Here is a 13,759-nt window from a genome sequence, read left to right on the forward strand (position 1 = left end):
CACTGAATCCGCATCAAATACTTTCCGGAGGTTCGACCTCCCGCTGCGCTCCTCTCAGGGCGCGCGGCACCCACTACTCGGCGTCAGGCCGCCCGGTCACCGAGTGCGACGACGGCGCTCGCGAGGACGTCGATCCCGACGCCGATGCTCGACTCGTCGACGTCGAACGTCTCGGTGTGGTGGCCGCCCGGGTGATCCGTCCCCACCCCGACGTATGCGGCCTTTCCGCCCTGTTCCTGCACGCGGCGCATCAGGAACGTCGCGTCTTCGCTCCCGCCGAGATGGTCGTTTTCGACGACGGACGTCACGCCCGTCGTCTCGCTCGCGACCGACGAGACGAGATCGCGGAGTTCGGGGTCGCTCTCAGCCGAGGGGGCCCGCCCCGCGGGCGTGCGCTCGACCGTACAGCCGTGCATCTCGGCTGCTGACTCGAGCACTCGTTCCGCCTTCGTATCCATGTACTCCATCAGTTCTGTCGTCTCACCGCGTACCTCTCCCTCGATTCGGACCCGCTCTGGGACGATGTTCGTCGCGGTCCCGCCCTCGATCACACCGACGTTGACCCGGGTCGGACCGTCCCCGTGCCGCGGAATCCCGTAGAGGTTCTCGATCGCTGTCGCGGCCGCCTGCATCGCGTTATCGCCGGCCTCGGGGCGCGCCCCCGCGTGCGCTGGTGACCCGGTGAACTCGGCCGCGAACTGCGAGACGGCGAGGAAGCCGTCGATCCCGGCGACGACCTCGCCCGATGGATGATCGAGGCCGACGTGGACGGCCAGCAGGTAGTCCACGTCGTCGAGGTGGCCGGAGTTCGCCATCGGTTCGCCGCCGACGATCCGCTCCTCGCCGGGCTGGAAGAACACCTTCAGCGTCCCCTCGAAGTCACTCTCCAGCACCGCATCGAGGACGCCGAGCCCGATCGTCGCGTGGGCGTCGTGGCCGCAGGCGTGCATATACCCCTCGTTCTCCGAGCGGAAGCCCCCCGCCGCGGGTGCGTGCGTGTCGTCGTCGGACTCGGTGATCGGGAGCGCATCGATGTCGACCCGCAGTCCCACGGTCGGCCCCTCGCCCCGCTCTGCGACCGCGACTGCGCCCGTCTGCCCGCCGTCGAGGCGGTTGAGGATATCCTCGCGAGCGCCCGCCTCGCGAGCGCGCTCGCGCCAGGCGTCGCGTTCGTCTTCGTCGGGGACACCAGCGCGGTCGTCTCCGAGGACTTCGCTCCCGACGTAGAGCGCGTCGATGTCGCGCGTCTCCAGTTCGTCGACGATCCGGGCGGTGGTGTAGAACTCGCGCCACGCGGGTTCGGGATGCCGGTGCAGGTCGCGACGGAGTGCCACGAGGTCGGCGGCGGTCATATCTCCCTCTGGGCAGTCACCCAATAAAATCGCGTCGGCTACGACGGGTCACGCGAACCGACATCGTGCGGTCGCGCTCGCGCGTTCGAGTGAGTCACCTTCACTCACCCCGGCCCAGTATCGGTCGGTTTATCGGGAGGGATCGTGATCCTCCGCGCGATGAGTGATACGAGTGACGAGTCGACGACGCTTCGATTCTACGGCGGTCGCGCCGCCAGCGCGATCCCGATCGGCTTCTTCATCGTCTGGGCCATCGTCCAGAGCGGACTCCTCGGAATCGGGGATACGAGCGGCCTCATCGTGGGAATCCTGCTGGGACTGATCGTCGGGATGTTCTTCGTTCGCGGGGCCTGGAAGGTCTACGCGGACGTCCTCTTCGACGGAATGACCCAGCGAGTCGCCGCGACGGCGATCGTTGCCTGGCTGTGGGCCGGGATGTTCGCCGAGACGATCCAGGCCGGTGGGTTCGTGGACGGGCTGGTCTGGGCGGCCGACGTCGCGCAGGTCGGGGCCGGGCTGTTTCCCGCTGTGACGTTCGTGCTCGCGGCGCTCCTGGCGACGGGGATCGGCACCGGATACGGCACCGCTATCGCGTTCACCGCCCTGGTCTTCCCCGCGGGCGTCGCGATCGGGGCTGCCCCGGTGCTCCTGTTCGGCGCGATCCTCTCCGGAGCGGTCTTCGGCGACAACCTCGCGCCCGTCAGCGACACCACGATCGTCTCCGCGGTGACGCAGAACGCCGACATCGGCGGTGTCGTCGCGTCGCGATTCAAGTACGCGATCGTCGCGGCCGTCTTCGCGTTTGCCGCATACCTGTTCGCCGGACAGACGATGCAGGGGACGCCCGTCGACGTCGGCAGCGCCGGGGGGGCGGGGACCGCGCTCGGATTAGTCCACCTGCTCTCGATCGGCGTCGTGATCGTCACTGCGGTCCGCGGCCGCCACATCGTCGAAGCCATCTCGTGGGGGATCATCCTCTCGGTCGTGCTCAACTTGGTGCTGGGTCTCGCGGAGGCGTCCGCGATCGTCGCCTTCGAGGCACCCCGGACGTCGGGTATCGTGCAAGCGCTGGACGCGGTCCCGGTCATCGGCGCACTCGTGGTTCCCGTCGACCCGGGCAACGCGGCCGTCTCGGGGAGCCTCTATACGGGCGCGGTCGGCTTCTTCCCGCTGATCGTGCTCGTCCTCCTGATCGTCGCGGCCGCGCAGGTGATGCAACGCGGCGGCGGCTTCGAGGCGATCCAGGAGTTCCTCCTCGAGCGCGTCGCCACCACGGTTCGGCGTGCCGAGACGACGATGGTGGTCGGGACGGCGCTCGTGAACGCGATGATCACGATCAACACCGCCGCGGAGATCGCGATCGCGCCATACATCCGAACGCTCGGCCGCCGATTCAACATCAACGGGTACCGCCGGGCGAATATCCTCGACGCCAACACGTCGGCGCTGGGCTACATCTTCCCGTGGGGCGGCGGCCTGCTCGCGGGGTTCTCCGCGATGCAGCGACTCCCCGAGCAGTACGAGTGGTTCACCCAGGCGATGGTCGTCAACCCCGCCTCGGTCTTCCCGTTCGTCTTCCACGGGTGGTTCCTCGTCGCCGTCTTCCTGCTTGCGGCGTGGACCGGCTACGGCCGGGAGTACGTCTCCGATCGGGCGAGTGAGGAGGTGAGTCGCGTATGAGCCGCTTCGAGAGTCTGTTCGCCGGCCTCACCTTCCGCACGTCGACGCCGGCCTTCGAGGTCGGCGACGAGGTCCCGGCGTTCGTGACCGGCCGCGGCGACGACGGCCTCCTCGTCCGCGTCGGCGATACGGTGCTGGAACTCCCCGACGCGGACCCGTCGCTGCTCGACGCGAAAGTGCAGATCGAGATCGAGTCGTTCGACGCGCGAACGCACCGCGGGACCGCCCGAGTCGTCGACGTCCTCGAAGAAGCCGAGTGAGGGCGTCGATCGGACGGTCTTCGGGTGTGACGTCTGGAGGCGTGAAGCCGTCAGCCGCAGGCGTCGGAGGCTGGAGAAGAGACGGGGTCAGTCGTGATCGCCGGGGGTGATGACGTCAGTCGCGCCGGTGGCCGAGCGGCTTCTTCTGTTCGACTTCGATCTCGATGTGGAGGCTCTCCGGGAACTCCATGTGGCCGACCTCGCGGGCGATGTGGTCGTTGCCGTGGATCTCCAGTTGCCGGGAGTAGACCGTGTAGTCCCACGAGGAGAACTCGTCGCCCGGCTGGAGTTGTCGGTACTGCGGGACGGTGATCCGCTCGGGCGGGTCGGCGTGGGGGCCCTTGCACTCGGCGCCCTTGCGTTCGATCATCGACTTGAGGTCGGAGACCGCGGACTCCAGTTCGTATCGGTTCCCCGACTGAAAGTGTAGTTTTGTGACGAAAGTCATCGTGAGGCTGAGTTACTGACACATCGACGCCGAGCCGTAAAAACACATCTATCGGGCGCGTGAGCCCTCGTGACAGGAGGGGACGACAGTGCGTCCACCGGCCGGTGGGCGAGCCGAGTTCGGGGCTCCGACGGGGGTCTGCCGGCCTCGAACGTCCGATAGTCTCTTAACTCCCTACCCGGTTTATCCACCTAATGACAGTGGAAGCGGTAAGCGCTGGAGCCATCCTCTTCCGCGACACCCGCGGCGAACGGGAGTATTTGCTCCTGAAGAGCCGACCGGGGGACTGGGAGTTCCCCAAAGGCGGGGTCGAGGGCGAAGAGGAGCTCCAGCAGACGGCTATCAGGGAAGTGAAAGAGGAGGCGGGAATCGACGATTTCCGCCTCATCGACGGGTTCCGCGAGGAGTACGACTACGTCTTCGAGGCGAACGGGAAGACGATTCACAAGACGGTCCACCTGTTCATCGCGCGCTCGTTCGAGGCCAGTGCGGAACTCTCGAACGAGCACCGCGACCTGCAGTGGCGCGACTACGAGCAGGCGCTCAACACGATCACGCAGGACGGTCCGCGCGAGATCTTCGAGCAGGCCCACGAATACCTCGACCAACTCGCCGCCGAGAGCGGTGAGGGCGAGGAAGGGAAGTACCTCGCGTAGGCGGCGGCGTGTCCCCCGGAACTGCGGAGTTCGGATTCGAACTGTCCGTCTGTCGCTGGGCGGAGCTGTCGTGGCCGCCGACGGGCGACCGCGAGCACGCCGTCGTGGTCGCGCGTCAACTCGGTACGCAGCAGCGGCGCTGGGATACAGTCGTTCTCGAATGCGACCCTGCGGGACTCGCGGCCCGTCAGCGATTCGGCCCGCGTGAACTCGATTCGGACCTGTTGCACGTCGTTCGCCACGCGCCCGCCGAGTGGGCGTGGTACCGCGACGCGCTCCCGGATCCGGGCTATCCGTGGCGCTATGTTCGCGCTGCGGTCCACCGCGCGGCCGACCGCGACGTCGTCGAGACGCGCCGCCAGGGCAACCGGATCGAGATCAGACGCATCGCGCCGTATCCCGACTGGCTGCATCGACTCGTCGCCATCGAGAACAAACCCGATCTGGACGCGTCGGCCGCGCGAGCGCTCGCCGATCAGGTCGCCCACGACGTCGAGACCGGACTGGCCGACGAGGTCTGGGTCGCCACGGAGGCGACCGGCGAGCGTATCGAACCGGCGCTCTTGGCGGACTTCCCGGTCGACGTCGGGATCCTCGCGTTCTCGTTCGACGAGGCTGACAGCGCCGGCGGGGACGGGGCCGCTGACGGTCCCGTCGCTGCCGGTCCGGCCCGCACCGCGGCGTCGGTCGAGTGGCTCCCGAGCGAGGTGACGCCCCCCGGTGCGCCCGGCGACGACGAGCGGCGTCGCCGTCGCTTCGAGCTCGCCGAGCGGGCCTACGGACGCGGCTGGCGCTCGTACGTCGAGACGATGCGACCGGACTGCAGACACTTCGAACTCCGTCGGTTCGGGCGGTCGCTGCTCCCGCACTGCGCGGCCAAGGACCGATCTCCGACCGCCGCCGAATGCGCCGGGTCGTGTCCGGCGTTCGAGCCTGAGCCGCCAGCCTGGCGCACCCGCGGGTGGCCGATCGAGGGCGGCCCCGGAACGGGCATCCAGGCGTTGCTTCGCGGGCGACGCGAGTGGGTCCGCGAACGGGAACGCGAGACGAGTGGTGGCGGAGACGGCGGCTGAGTTTCAGGAGTCCGTCACTTCGATGTCGATCTCCTCGCGCGGAGCGGCCAGTCGGAACGTCGGGACCGTCCGGTAGATCACCTCGACGACGCCCTTCCTGCGGAGGCTCTGGAGCGCCTCCCGGACGTCTTCGACCGGCGGGTCGACGTCGAACGCTTCGCGAACCCCCTGCAGAACGCTGACGACGCTCTCGGACCGCTCCTCAGGACCGGCGACGACCGCGAACACCTGCGATTCCAGTTCGGGCACGCGGATTACCGCGGGAACGCCGTCGGAGCCGTCGCCTCCCTCGACGCCCGGTTCGACGTCCACCAGATCGGCAGCCTCGGGGGTCGCCCGAATGAGGCTGTTGTCGTCGCGGTAGTAGTAGTCCCCCAGTTCGTTCTCGAGGTACTGGTGGACCTCGCTGCCGGATTCCATCCCCCACGCGTCCTGTAATTCCTTGTTCTTCGTCGGCTGCAACCGGACGACGTCGGCGAGGCGCGAAATCTCCGCTTCGGAGAGGGCTGGATCGGTGGTCACACCCGGCAGTTCGTCCCCGAGTACAAAGTCGTTTCAACATCCCGTCGCGTCGATCCCGGTCGTTTAAGTCCGTCAAGCCTCTGCGTGGCGGTAGACGTACTATGGAGTTCTGCGACGAATGCGGCTCGATGATGAAGACCGACGGCGACGTCTGGGTCTGCAACAACTGCGGGAACGAAGCGGACCGCGACACAGCCGACGAAGCACATATGACCTCGACGGCCGCCCGCGAGGAGAGCGAGGTCGTCGATATGTCCGACGTCGACGACTCCGAGATCGGCCCGACGACGACCGTCATCTGCCCGGAGTGCGGCCACGACCGCGCGCGCTATGAGATGAAGCAAATCCGCTCCGCGGACGAATCCGAGACGCGCTTTTTCACCTGTACAGACTGCGGGCACAAGTGGCGCGAGGACGACCACTGAACGGTCGAGGGCCAGTGTCTCGATCCGGTCGGGGCCACAAGACAGTCTGCAGTCCTGCAGTCCGCCCGCAACGCTTCTGCCGCTATCCGCTCGGTACGGTTCTCACGACACCCAGCGCGCTTATCAGCGACACCGACGCGCGCCGAACGTCCAACTGAACAGGGACCCGTCTCCGTTCCGACGACAGCGACTGCGACAGCGACTGTGAACGCGACTTCGGAACTGGCGAAGACGAGAATCACTGCGGCGGAGCTGTCCGGCCTGTTGCTCAGCGCTCCTCGAACGTCGACAGACATAGCGAACCCGAGTACGAGAACGTCCCAGGTCTACCACGCGGATCATCCGGCCGGTGTCGGGCAGTCACCCGGGAATCGAGCGCGAGGCGAGTATCGCCAGCGACAGGACCAGCACCTCCTACCGGAAGCCGGGGATCCGTCCGAACGGGGTCAGCGCGTCCAGCGTCCAGACCTGCGTGCGTCCTGTACCCCCGTGTAGTCGGTCGACGACGGGAGTTATGGATATTTTATGTAGCAAAAAGCGGTTTATGACTCTCGAAACGAGCCGGCTGCTGGTCCGCTGAGGACTGTCTGAGCCCCACCGCGACGAATTAAGTCGCCACCACCCGAAGGATCGGGAGTGACGCGCGACGTCCCGCCGCCCGAACTGGATGTGCCCGACGACTGGCGTCTGGTCTCCGAAGAGCGGCAGACACCGTTCGACGTCGGCGTCGTCTCGGTCGACGCGACGACCCGGATCTACGAGGACGACGCGCTTCGCGACCGCCTCGCCGACGTCACCGGCACGGAAACCACCTGGCGGTTCGTCTTCGCCAGTCGACTCCGAATCCGCCCGGCGACGTCGGTGTCGCAGTCGCTCACACGACTCGTCACGGACAGAGCGAACGCGCGTTTCCGGGACGTGTTGCGTGAGCGCGGGTTCGAGGCGATCGAGCGGGCCGACGACCACCGCCTGGACGTGGGCGAAGAGACGGCCGACGCGACGCGATACCGGGCCAGCGTGCGGATCGACGGCCTCGACGTCCCGGTCGAGGCGTACGTCGCGGTGTGGCCCGACGACGGCGCGTATCTGCTCGGCGGCGGTGCGTATCCGTTGTCGCTCCCCGATTCGGAGACGTTCGATCCCGAACGTGGACGGGAAGAACTGTTCTCGATGCTGCGATCGATCCGATGAGACGACGGGGACGCGTTCGACAGCAGTGACGGCCGGCCCCGACTGCAGATGGTGCGGTGAGGCTGCTGTGAGACGAGGGGCAGGCCGAAACGTACTATCAGTTGAAGAATTAGAGATAGTGCTGGCCCGAGGGGACGGACGACTCGGCGTTGCGACTGTCGCCCTAGCGGTCGTCGGACTCGGCGACAGACCGCCACGCGTCGATCCGTTCGTCGGACGCTCCAGTGCGGTCGAGGGCCTCGAACCGGCTTTCGAGCGACGCGAGGCGCGTCTCCAACTCGGCAACGCGGTCGGCTCCGGCGTCTGTATTCGGTTCACTATCGAAATGATTACGCAGCACGAATCGAATGTATTCGGATTGACTACGCTCCGAGGCGTCGGCGGCCTCCTCGACTGCTTCGGCGAGGTCGTCCGGAAGCCGTACGGTAGTCACTTTCACACCAGTCGTACTCGGTCGCCATCACCAAGTAATCACGAGTATTCGAACGTATTCGCCGGTGTCGTTGCATCCCCCAGAGCCTGATCCCCTCGCGTCTGTGAGTCCTGGCCTCTGAACCGTCGGCCCGCGTCGCTGTCGCAGCGCGATGTCCGTCCGGGCCGATACTTCATCCTCGCCGGTATCGCTGAGGCGTTCGACGACCTGACTGTCGGCGACATCGCGCGTGTAGCGGTGCCGTCCGAGCGCTCGATTGATATCGCCAGTACCGTGTGGCTGTCCCGATGGTCGCCACTTCCGATTCGAACTGTCGTGTCAAGGCTCTAAACTATGGTTCAGCAGGTGTTCACTCGGCAAGCATACAGCTCGAATGCGGATTCGACTCAGACGAGCGAAGCACTCAGCAGTGAGAGGCCGAGATTAACCAGGAGCTGGAGGAGGACGACAGCACCGGAGACGACCCCGGCGGTTCGAGTGGTGAGGTTCTGCGTGGAGGCAATCGCGTGAGTCCACATCCATCCAGCCCAGATGAACATCACCGCGTTCACCCCCTGTGACACCAGGCCGAGCGTCCCAGTCGTGGCCGTTTGAGATAGTCTGCGAGCCTGCTGCGGGTCAGAGAAGTTCGTCCCGGAGAGGAGCAGGAACGCGACGACTCCACCGACGAGGGGGACGACGATTCGTGGGGCAAACCCCCACCCGGCGAGGGCGAACAGGTCCCGAAACGCCCCATCGCCGCCCGCCAGCACTGCGCCGATGAAGAGCAACGTGGCGACTATCACCCACGACACGAACGGACCGATCACAGCGGTGATGCTGCCGAACAAGAAGCCGATGGCCGCAAACAGTCCGGCTTCCGCTGGAAGCGCTCGGTTGACCGCGAGAACCGTCGGGATCGATCCGAGGATTCCCGCCACTGCGACGAGTCCGACAACCACCACCGGTGGCCCCAGACTCGGATCCTCTGATTCCGTCTCAAAGAACGTTGCCGGCTGCGTCACTGCTCGCTGGAGGGCCGAGAGCATACCTCGAATTTGTTCCTAATCACAAAGTAGCCGGCGGTTTCACAGCCTCGCGTTTGATTTGGGAACTGTAGGCTCCCGGCCTCACGGGCGATTGGTCGGTGCCGGCAACTGATGGACTCTGTCCCAAAACGGTCGGGCGACAGTGAGGGGACTAGCGCCTCTGTATTCCTATCGATTCGCGTGGGATGCCGACAGCGTTCGCGTGGTATCGGACGCGAGCGCGATTCTCTCGGTGTATAAGTGTGGTCGGTCGGGTCGGCTTTCCGGCCGTGTCGACAGTGGCTGCTATTTTAGACAAACACACAAGTGTCGAGCCGACTGAAGATATCGCTATGGCATCATCACTTGCTGATGAGGAATGTGAGGCCTGTACGTCAGAGGACGAACCGCTCACCGAGACGGCGTACGCCGAGTACCTGACCGAAATCGACGACGACGTCTGGGACGTCGTTGACGATCACCATCTCGAAGGCGTGTACCCGTTCGAGGATTTCCGCGATGCACTGGAGTTCACCTACGAGATCGGGGAACTCGCGGAACGAGAGTGGCACCATCCGGATATCCAACTCGAGTGGGGCGAGGTTCGAGTCGAGATGTGGACCCACAAAATCGACGGACTACACAAGACCGACTTCGTAATGGCGGCGCGTATGGATCGAATTCACGAAGCGTACGCTCCGGAGTGACCTGCGCCGATTACAGCGCTATCGCCCGCTTCGCGCGAACGTCAGATAGCCGGTGTGACCGACGCCGGCCGTCGAGGGTCGGGACCCGCGCTCGCCGAAGTCCATCTCGCGCTGGATCGTCTCGTAGGTCTCGATGTCGACCAGCCCCGCCTCGCGGGCGGCCTCGACGGCCTCGCGGCTGTGCTCGACGAACGGCGAGTAGACGGCGACGTGGCCGCCATCCGACAGGAGATCCGGTGCGTGGCGGACGACCTCGGGTGCGTCACCCGTATCGAGCGTGATCGCGTCGAACGCTCCACCGCTGGGGAGGTCGTCGAGGCGCTCGGTGAGGTCGCCCGTCCGCACGTCGACGCGGTCGTCGACGCCGGCCAGGCGCATATTCTCGCGAGCGACCTCGGCGAATTCGGGGTCGATCTCGTAGGAGGTCACGCGGGCCCGCATCCGACCGAGATACGCCGCGAGGACACCTGTCCCGGTCCCGGCGTCGAGAACACGGTCGTCGGCCGCGATGCCGGTGTAGCCCACCACGAGGCCGACGTCGCGCGGCATCATCGGCGCGCCGGTGCGCTCGAAGTGGTTGAACAGGTCCGGCCCGCGCAGCCGACGGACGACGAACGGTTCCCCGAGATGCGTCTCAAGGACGTCTCCGGGTTCGACGTCTTCGGGCACGTCCAGCACCCCGAGATCGGTCTGGAGTTCGTCGCCCGGCGCGCGGAGGTACTCGCGATTCTCGTGGACGAGGAGGTAGCTCACTCGAGGTGGGCGATGGCGGCCGCGAGGTCGCCGTCGTGTGCTTCGAGAGCCTCTCGGGCCGCATCAGTGTTCACGCCCGCTCGCTGGGCGACGAGTTCGACGTCCTCGGTCGGGATGCCCTCCTCCCCGTCCGCCCCGTCGTCGATGGCTTCGGCGTCGGCACCGTCGGATCCGCCGGCGCCGCGCTCGCGGGTCTCGGGCTCGCCGACGACCTGGTACGTCTCCTGCCCCTGGGCGTCCATCCGGGTGACCTGCGCGTCGGAGAAGACGAGTTCCTCGTCGGCCGTCTTGATGACGACCTCCTCGGCATCGAGTTCGGTGACGTCGATGCCCATCTGTTCCATCATTTGCTTCATCTTCCGGGGGTTCATTCCGCCTCCGCCAAACATAGTTGTCCGATGCGAGGGCGGCCGGTAGCAAAAGCGTGGCGAACCCGGCCTGTGCGGGCATTTCGTTCGACGCGCCGGGCCAGCGGTCACTCCTCGGGCGAGCGCTGCAGGCCGGTCGCCTCCTCGATCTCCATCTCGTACCCGACGATCGAAAGTTGCCGTGGGCCCACATTCGAGAGGTCCGGCGACCACGCGTTCTCGTCGATCAACGCGCCGATATCGGACCACTCCTTTGTCGAGAGTTCCCTCAGCGGCCCGAACGCGAGCACGCTTCGCCAGTCAGCCTGCGATTCGATGTCGTACACCGCCAGGCAAGCGCGCTCGGTCGCCTCACTGAACGCGATCTTCTGGCTGTCGGACCGGAATCGCCAGAAGGCGAACACCGCCCGTCCGGATTCATACCCGAACGAGATCGGCACTGCGTAGGCTTCACTGTCGTCGGCCAGTGAGAGAATGCCGGTACCCTGTTCTGAGAGATATGCGTCGATCTCCGCGTCGGTCATTTGCCCGCCGCGAACCCGACCCGGATCGACATCATCAGACATAACCGGCGCTTCGTCGGCCTCCGTTATGGCCTTTGTTCCTTCGGGCGGCGTCACGACGACACGCGCGTCACACAGTTTCAAGGTCGCCGGCGCGCTCGTTCGGGTATGTTCGACCCCGACGACCTCGCGAAGATCCGCGCGGCCAAGCGCGAGTGGGAGGAGGAGACGCTCGAACCCACGATCGAACGCTTCGGGGAGCGAAAGGAGACGTTCACGACGGACACGAGCGGCCCGGAACTGGATCGGGTCTACACTCCCGACGACGTCGCAGACCTCGACTACGACGCGGATCTCGGACTCCCGGGTGCGGAACCGTACACGCGGGGGGTCTATCCGACGATGCACCGCGGCCGACTCTGGACGATGCGGCAATACGCCGGGATGGGGACCGCACGTGAGACGAACGAGCGGTTTCGGTATCTGATCGACCAGGGCTCCTCGGGGCTCTCGATGGCGTTCGACCTCCCGACGCAGAAGGGCTATGACTCCGACGCGGGGATGGCCGCCGGCGAGGTCGGGAAGGCGGGCGTCGCCATCGACAGCCTCCGGGATATGGAAGTCGTCTTCGATGGGATTCCGCTCGATGAGGTCTCGACGTCGATGACGATCAACGCGCCCGCAGCGGTGCTGCTCGCGATGTACGTCGCTATCGGCGATCAGCAGGGCGTCGACCGTGATAAACTGCGTGGCACTATACAGAACGACATCCTCAAGGAGTACATCGCACGGAACCTCTACATCTACCCGCCGGAGCCCTCGATGCGGCTCATCACGGACATCTTCGAGTTCTGCGCCGAGGAAGTGCCGAACTTCAACACCATCTCGATTTCGGGATATCACATCCGCGAGGCGGGATCGACAGCGGCCCAGGAGATCGCGTTTACCCTCGCTGACGGGATTGCCTACGTTGAGGCGGCGCTCGACGCCGGTCTCGCGGTCGACGACTTCGCGCCGCAACTGTCGTTCTTCTTCAACGCACACAACAACGTCCTCGAGGAAGTCGCGAAGTTCCGGGCCGCGAGGCGACTGTGGGCCGGGATTATGGACGAGCGGTTCGGCGCCGACAACCCAAAGTCGAAGCAACTGAAGTTCCACGCCCAGACCGGGGGCTCGACGCTGACGGCCCAGCAGGTCGAAAACAACGTGGTCCGCGTGGCTTACCAGGCGATGGCGGCCGTCCTCGGCGGGGCCCAGAGCCTCCACACCAACGGGAAAGACGAGGCCCTCTCACTGCCGACCGAAGAGTCGGTTCGGACCGCGCTGCGGACGCAGCAGATCCTCGCGCACGAGTCGGGGGTCGCAGATACCATCGACCCGCTCGGCGGGAGTTACGCCGTCGAGTCGCTCACCGACGAGATCGAGGCCGAAGCCCGAGACCTGCTCGAGGAGATCGACGACCGCGGCGGGATGCGGCCGGCCGTCGAATCCGGGTGGGTCAAACGCCAGATCCAGGACGTCGCGTTCGAGCGCCAGCGCGAGATCGAAGCCGGCGAACGGGTCGTCGTCGGCGTCAACAAGTACCAGGTCGACGAGGAACCCGAGGCGGACATCGAAGCGGTCGATCCCGAGGACGAACGGCGGCAGCAAGAGCGCCTTCGAGCGGTGAAAGACGAGCGCGACGACGAGGCTGTCGAGGCGGCGCTGTCAGACATCCGGGCGGCCGCTGCAGGCGAGGAGAACCTCCTCCCGCCGATCGTCGAGGCGGTGAAGGCGTACGCGACGGTCGGGGAGATCTCGGACGTCCTTCGCGAGGAGTTCGGCGAGTATCGCCCCGCGGTGTGATCGCCCGCTGTAGCGGCTGTAGCGACGTCCGTACTCGTCGCACCGACCCCGACGCTTTATTCGCCTCTCGCGCGAGGAATCCGGTATGTCGGTGTCTTTCGACCACCTTGGCGTCGCGACCGAGTCGGGAGCGGACCTCGCCGAGACGTTCGAGACGCTCTTCGACGCGTCGCTCGTCCACGAGGAGCGCTTCGGGGGGATGACCGTCCGGTTCTTGGATCTCGGGAGGGGCTACTTCGAGATTCTCGAACCGCACGAAACGGGGACGATTTCGCAGTTCCTCTCGCGGAACGGACCGGGTATCCACCACGTCGCACTGCGGACTGCGGACCTCGACGCTGCCCTGAACCGCGCCCGCGACGCCGGTGTCGAACTCGTCGACGAGGAGCCCCGTCCCGGCGCCTGGGGCCACGACGTGGCGTTCTTACACCCGAACTCGACCGGTGGCGTGCTCGTCGAGTACGTCGACGGCGCGTCGGCCGCGTCCGAGTGACGGCCCCCCGGTCAGTACAGTTTAGACCGTCGCCTACCCAGTG

General features: G+C 66.1%; 17 protein-coding genes. 9 read left to right on the top strand and 8 right to left on the bottom strand.

Annotation, left to right across the window (positions count from 1 at the left end):
- Nucleotides 1–83: 83 nt before the first annotated feature.
- Nucleotides 84–1,352 (bottom strand): amidohydrolase, encoded by a 1,269-nt coding sequence (locus tag BLU74_RS12185; protein WP_089767610.1) that lies wholly within the window; start codon nucleotides 1,350–1,352, stop codon nucleotides 84–86.
- Nucleotides 1,353–1,511: 159 nt separating this feature from the next.
- Here BLU74_RS12185 and BLU74_RS12190 point away from each other — a divergent pair, with 159 nt between their 5' ends.
- Together BLU74_RS12190 and BLU74_RS12195 are read left to right on the top strand one after the other, a co-directional pair.
- Entirely contained in the window at nucleotides 1,512–3,032 is a 1,521-nt protein-coding gene (locus BLU74_RS12190; RefSeq protein ID WP_089767828.1) for a Na+/H+ antiporter NhaC family protein, read from the top strand.
- Nucleotides 3,029–3,292: a DUF7513 family protein gene (locus tag BLU74_RS12195; protein WP_089767612.1), complete on the top strand. Its 264-nt coding sequence runs from the start codon at nucleotides 3,029–3,031 to the stop codon at nucleotides 3,290–3,292. The genes BLU74_RS12190 and BLU74_RS12195 overlap by 4 nt, the downstream gene beginning before the upstream one ends.
- A gap of 115 nt (nucleotides 3,293–3,407) precedes the next feature.
- On the opposite strand, the gene BLU74_RS12200 is transcribed toward BLU74_RS12195, so the two are convergent.
- Nucleotides 3,408–3,740, bottom strand: a complete 333-nt coding sequence (locus tag BLU74_RS12200; protein WP_089767614.1) for an uS10/mL48 family ribosomal protein — start codon at nucleotides 3,738–3,740, stop codon at nucleotides 3,408–3,410.
- 194 nt (nucleotides 3,741–3,934) lie between these two features.
- On the opposite strand from BLU74_RS12200, the gene BLU74_RS12205 reads away from it, so the two are divergent.
- The gene (locus BLU74_RS12205) at nucleotides 3,935–4,396 is read left to right on the top strand and encodes a bis(5'-nucleosyl)-tetraphosphatase (protein ID WP_089767617.1); all 462 of its coding nucleotides are present in this window, start codon (nucleotides 3,935–3,937) and stop codon (nucleotides 4,394–4,396) included.
- A gap of 8 nt (nucleotides 4,397–4,404) precedes the next feature.
- Nucleotides 4,405–5,469: a DUF5787 family protein gene (locus BLU74_RS12210; protein ID WP_089767619.1), complete on the top strand. Its 1,065-nt coding sequence runs from the start codon at nucleotides 4,405–4,407 to the stop codon at nucleotides 5,467–5,469.
- Nucleotides 5,470–5,472: 3 nt separating this feature from the next.
- Here the strand turns inward: BLU74_RS12210 and BLU74_RS12215 are convergent, their stop codons facing one another.
- Nucleotides 5,473–5,991: a DUF5797 family protein gene (locus BLU74_RS12215; RefSeq protein WP_245705791.1), complete on the bottom strand. Its 519-nt coding sequence runs from the start codon at nucleotides 5,989–5,991 to the stop codon at nucleotides 5,473–5,475.
- A gap of 101 nt (nucleotides 5,992–6,092) precedes the next feature.
- Here BLU74_RS12215 and BLU74_RS12220 point away from each other — a divergent pair, with 101 nt between their 5' ends.
- Complete coding sequence (locus BLU74_RS12220; RefSeq protein ID WP_089767621.1) at nucleotides 6,093–6,416, top strand: transcription factor S; 324 nt, start codon at nucleotides 6,093–6,095, stop codon at nucleotides 6,414–6,416.
- A gap of 636 nt (nucleotides 6,417–7,052) precedes the next feature.
- Nucleotides 7,053–7,607, top strand: a complete 555-nt coding sequence (locus BLU74_RS12225; protein ID WP_089767623.1) for a DUF6517 family protein — start codon at nucleotides 7,053–7,055, stop codon at nucleotides 7,605–7,607.
- A 163-nt stretch (nucleotides 7,608–7,770) separates the two neighbouring features.
- Here the strand turns inward: BLU74_RS12225 and BLU74_RS12230 are convergent, their stop codons facing one another.
- Complete coding sequence (locus BLU74_RS12230; protein ID WP_089767626.1) at nucleotides 7,771–8,046, bottom strand: ribbon-helix-helix protein, CopG family; 276 nt, start codon at nucleotides 8,044–8,046, stop codon at nucleotides 7,771–7,773.
- Between the two features lie 380 nt (nucleotides 8,047–8,426).
- Complete coding sequence (locus tag BLU74_RS12235; protein ID WP_089767629.1) at nucleotides 8,427–9,068, bottom strand: Yip1 family protein; 642 nt, start codon at nucleotides 9,066–9,068, stop codon at nucleotides 8,427–8,429.
- Between the two features lie 332 nt (nucleotides 9,069–9,400).
- Here BLU74_RS12235 and BLU74_RS12240 point away from each other — a divergent pair, with 332 nt between their 5' ends.
- Nucleotides 9,401–9,754 carry a 4a-hydroxytetrahydrobiopterin dehydratase gene (locus BLU74_RS12240; RefSeq protein ID WP_089767631.1) on the top strand — a complete coding sequence of 118 codons (354 nt, stop codon included), beginning with the start codon at nucleotides 9,401–9,403 and terminating at the stop codon, nucleotides 9,752–9,754.
- Between the two features lie 18 nt (nucleotides 9,755–9,772).
- Here BLU74_RS12240 and BLU74_RS12245 read toward each other — a convergent pair whose 3' ends face one another.
- The 3 genes from BLU74_RS12245 to BLU74_RS12255 all read right to left on the bottom strand — a co-directional run bounded on the left by BLU74_RS12245 (nucleotide 9,773) and on the right by BLU74_RS12255 (nucleotide 11,441).
- Nucleotides 9,773–10,507, bottom strand: coding sequence for a tRNA (adenine-N1)-methyltransferase (locus BLU74_RS12245; protein WP_089767633.1), 735 nt, complete (start codon nucleotides 10,505–10,507; stop codon nucleotides 9,773–9,775).
- Nucleotides 10,504–10,896 carry a nascent polypeptide-associated complex protein gene (locus BLU74_RS12250; RefSeq protein ID WP_089767635.1) on the bottom strand — a complete coding sequence of 131 codons (393 nt, stop codon included), beginning with the start codon at nucleotides 10,894–10,896 and terminating at the stop codon, nucleotides 10,504–10,506. The genes BLU74_RS12245 and BLU74_RS12250 overlap by 4 nt, the downstream gene beginning before the upstream one ends.
- Before the next feature lie 86 nt (nucleotides 10,897–10,982).
- On the bottom strand, nucleotides 10,983–11,441 hold the full coding sequence (locus BLU74_RS12255) for a pyridoxamine 5'-phosphate oxidase family protein (RefSeq protein WP_089767637.1): 459 nt from the start codon (nucleotides 11,439–11,441) through the stop codon (nucleotides 10,983–10,985).
- A gap of 105 nt (nucleotides 11,442–11,546) precedes the next feature.
- Here BLU74_RS12255 and BLU74_RS12260 point away from each other — a divergent pair, with 105 nt between their 5' ends.
- Together BLU74_RS12260 and mce are read left to right on the top strand one after the other, a co-directional pair.
- Entirely contained in the window at nucleotides 11,547–13,223 is a 1,677-nt protein-coding gene (locus tag BLU74_RS12260) for an acyl-CoA mutase large subunit family protein (RefSeq protein ID WP_089767639.1), read from the top strand.
- 91 nt (nucleotides 13,224–13,314) lie between these two features.
- A complete protein-coding gene (mce, locus tag BLU74_RS12265; RefSeq protein ID WP_089767833.1) occupies nucleotides 13,315–13,716 on the top strand; it encodes a methylmalonyl-CoA epimerase in 402 nt (133 codons plus the stop codon).
- Nucleotides 13,717–13,759 lie beyond the last annotated feature (43 nt).

The sequence above is a fragment of the Halobellus clavatus genome (assembly GCF_900107195.1).
GTDB lineage: Archaea > Halobacteriota > Halobacteria > Halobacteriales > Haloferacaceae > Haloquadratum > Haloquadratum clavatum.

Excerpts from the sequence above, each read along its gene's own strand:
- BLU74_RS12260 (WP_089767639.1), top strand. The coding sequence starts at position 11,547 with ATGTTCGACCCCGACGACCTCGCGAAGATCCGCGCGGCCAAGCGCGAG.
- BLU74_RS12185 (WP_089767610.1), bottom strand. The coding sequence starts at position 1,352 with ATGACCGCCGCCGACCTCGTGGCACTCCGTCGCGACCTGCACCGGCAT.
- BLU74_RS12220 (WP_089767621.1), top strand. The coding sequence starts at position 6,093 with ATGGAGTTCTGCGACGAATGCGGCTCGATGATGAAGACCGACGGCGAC.
- BLU74_RS12250 (WP_089767635.1), bottom strand. The coding sequence starts at position 10,896 with ATGTTTGGCGGAGGCGGAATGAACCCCCGGAAGATGAAGCAAATGATG.
- BLU74_RS12200 (WP_089767614.1), bottom strand. The coding sequence starts at position 3,740 with ATGACTTTCGTCACAAAACTACACTTTCAGTCGGGGAACCGATACGAA.
- BLU74_RS12195 (WP_089767612.1), top strand. The coding sequence starts at position 3,029 with ATGAGCCGCTTCGAGAGTCTGTTCGCCGGCCTCACCTTCCGCACGTCG.
- BLU74_RS12255 (WP_089767637.1), bottom strand. The coding sequence starts at position 11,441 with ATGTCTGATGATGTCGATCCGGGTCGGGTTCGCGGCGGGCAAATGACC.
- BLU74_RS12240 (WP_089767631.1), top strand. The coding sequence starts at position 9,401 with ATGGCATCATCACTTGCTGATGAGGAATGTGAGGCCTGTACGTCAGAG.
- BLU74_RS12205 (WP_089767617.1), top strand. The coding sequence starts at position 3,935 with ATGACAGTGGAAGCGGTAAGCGCTGGAGCCATCCTCTTCCGCGACACC.
- BLU74_RS12235 (WP_089767629.1), bottom strand. The coding sequence starts at position 9,068 with ATGCTCTCGGCCCTCCAGCGAGCAGTGACGCAGCCGGCAACGTTCTTT.
- BLU74_RS12190 (WP_089767828.1), top strand. The coding sequence starts at position 1,512 with ATGAGTGATACGAGTGACGAGTCGACGACGCTTCGATTCTACGGCGGT.